A 2,427-nucleotide genomic window follows, 5' to 3' on the forward strand; every position below is an offset into this window, starting at 1 on the left:
CACTTCGGCCCGCTGATCGTGTCGTGCGAGCGCGGCGATTTACGACCGCTGCCCGATTGCATCGTCGTGTATGGCGACGAACTTCGCGAGCGGATCGCGCTCGATGCGCCGAGGGTGCCGCGCGTCGAAGTGATCGATGAACTGATCGCGGCTGTGCGTGGCAACGTCGCGCCATTGCACGATGGCGAATGGGCGCGCGGCACGCTCGAGATCTGCCTTGCGATGCTGCGCTCGAGCGAGGAACAGCGCGACGTGCTCATCGGCATTGATGCATGACCACGCGGTCTAACAACCTTTGAAGGAAACGAGAATGAGCAAGCTGAATTTGTCGGTCGCGGTGGGCAATTACGATCGCATGCGGCCTTTGGTGGACGGCGAGGTCTTGATTGATGGCGTCGACCCGGTCTTCATGCTGCAGGATCCGGAGGAGATTTTCTTTCGCGCATTCCGCCACGCCGACTACGACATCTGCGAACTGTCGCTGAGCAGCTACAGCGTGAAGACCGCTGCGGGCACGAGCCCGTACATCGGCGTGCCGATCTTTCCGTCGCGCGCGTTTCGCCACACCTCGATCTATGTGCGCAACGATCGTGGCATCGAAACGCCTGGCGATCTCAAGGGCAAGCGCATCGGCGTGCCCGAGTATCAGTTGACGGCAAACGTGTGGGCGCGGCTTTTCCTTGAAGAAGACCACGGTCTGAAGGCATCGGACGTGACGTGGGTGCGCGGGGGCTACGAGGAAACCGGCCGTCAGGAGAAGATCAAGCTTAACTTGCCGTCCGACGTGCGCCTCGAAAACGCGCCCGACCACGAGACGATCTCCGGCCTGCTCGCATCGGGCGAAATCGATGCGGTGATCGGGCCGCGCGCGCCGTCGTGCTTCACGAACGGTCATCCTCATGTGAAGTACTTGTACAACGACCCGCAAAAGGCCGCTGCCGACTGGTACTCGCGCACGAAGCTTTTCCCGATCATGCATCTTTTGGGCGTCAGGCGTTCGCTGGCCGAAGAACATCCGTGGCTGCCGGGCGCGGTCGCGAAGGCGTTCGAGAAGTCGAAGGCGGTAGCGCTCGCGAAGTTGAGCGATACGTCGGCGACGAAGGTCACGTTGCCATTCGTCGAGGAGCAACTGCGCGCCGCGCGCCAGTTGCTCGGCCATGACTTCTGGTCGTATGGTTTCGAGGCGAACCGGCATGTGCTATCGCGGTTTCTCTCACGACATCACGCGGAGGGGTTGTCGAGCCGCCTACTGAAACCGGAAGATTTGTTTCATCCCGCGACACTGGAAAGCTTCAAAATCTAGAAATCGCTTCCGCGTGGTACCGGTGGAGATTCTGAGGTGCTCGCGTTGTCGGCGACTCTAGTCAAGGGACCAGCCTCGCGGAGTCGTTCGCACGAGTCAGCGGCAATCGGACCGGTCCTGATCTAAATGGCAGACTTGATGTCCGAAAAATGTCTCATCGCGAGACCTTAAAGCTCTCGACCAGTTGAGGTTTGAGACCGGGCCTGCCAGATTCGCAGCACCGTGGTGTCGCTGACGCCGGCCTTCCCGGCGAACGTGCGCGTGCTCCAGTGACGAGCGTTTAAGCGGGCGAAGAAAGAAACGCATGGGCGGAACTCATTTGCACAATCCGGATGCGCATCGCATGGCCGGGGTTCTCTTTAGGTACCAACGCGTCGCATGCGATGTTTGGCGCCAGCCTTCGACGGGCCGTGAAGATTGCGATGGCCCGAGACGTTCGCCAGGCAGCGTGCCGCAGGGGCCGGTCGCCTGACGCGCGCGAGGCTCCGGCATCATCCTATCGTGCGCGTTCTTTGCAACGCCTACTGCGAAATCGATTCCAGCGACCGCCCGCGCGTCGCCGGTCCCAGCACGCCGATAACGAGCGCATCGATGCCCATGCACGCGGCGATCAGCAGAAGCGCCGCCGACACACCGCCGCCACGCAGCGCATAGGCGACCAGAAAGCCGCTGAAGATTCCGGACAGGCGGCTCCACGCATAGACGAACCCGATCGCACGCGCCCGCACTCGTGTCGGATAGAGCTCCGACTGATACGCGTGGAAGTTGTACGACAGCGTCGTCGCACCGAGCGTCACCAACGCGCCGGCCAGCACGGTCAGGCCGGGTGTGCGCGATTGTGCAAAACACAGCCCCGCGACGGCCACCAGCAGCGCCGAGCCGACAATCTGCCATTTGCGCTCGACGCGATCGCCGTACCACATCGCGATGAGCGGTCCGCACGGCATGACCAGCGTAATGCCGAGCGTATAGGCGAGACTCGCGGTCACTTCGAGACCTTGATGCATCAGGAAAGTCGGCACCCAGTTCGAAAATCCGTAGAGCCCTACCGTCTGGAACACGTGGAAGACAGACAGCATTAGCGTGCGCGAGCGATACGGCGGACGAAAGATTTCGCTCAGGCT

General features: G+C 61.7%; 2 protein-coding genes and 2 pseudogenes. 2 read left to right on the plus strand and 2 right to left on the minus strand.

Features of this window, described 5'->3' with window-relative positions; all coding sequences use genetic code 11:
* Both AWB68_RS44115 and AWB68_RS44120 read left to right on the plus strand, forming a co-directional pair.
* A pseudogene (locus tag AWB68_RS44115) lies at window positions 1-276 on the plus strand (gfo/Idh/MocA family oxidoreductase); the annotation flags it as partial.
* Between the two features lie 34 nt (window positions 277-310).
* The gene (locus tag AWB68_RS44120) at window positions 311-1,303 is read left to right on the plus strand and encodes an ABC transporter substrate-binding protein (RefSeq protein ID WP_087650350.1); all 993 of its coding nucleotides are present in this window, start codon (window positions 311-313) and stop codon (window positions 1,301-1,303) included.
* A gap of 160 nt (window positions 1,304-1,463) precedes the next feature.
* Here the strand turns inward: AWB68_RS44120 and AWB68_RS50505 are convergent.
* Together AWB68_RS50505 and AWB68_RS44125 are read right to left on the minus strand one after the other, a co-directional pair.
* Window positions 1,464-1,584: pseudogene (locus AWB68_RS50505) on the minus strand (IS630 family transposase); the annotation flags it as partial.
* A gap of 240 nt (window positions 1,585-1,824) precedes the next feature.
* A partial coding sequence (locus tag AWB68_RS44125) for an MFS transporter (RefSeq protein ID WP_125483291.1) occupies window positions 1,825-2,427 on the minus strand: 603 nt, incomplete at its 5' end.

It is taken from the genome of Caballeronia choica (assembly GCF_001544535.1).
In the GTDB taxonomy this organism is placed as follows: domain Bacteria; phylum Pseudomonadota; class Gammaproteobacteria; order Burkholderiales; family Burkholderiaceae; genus Caballeronia; species Caballeronia choica.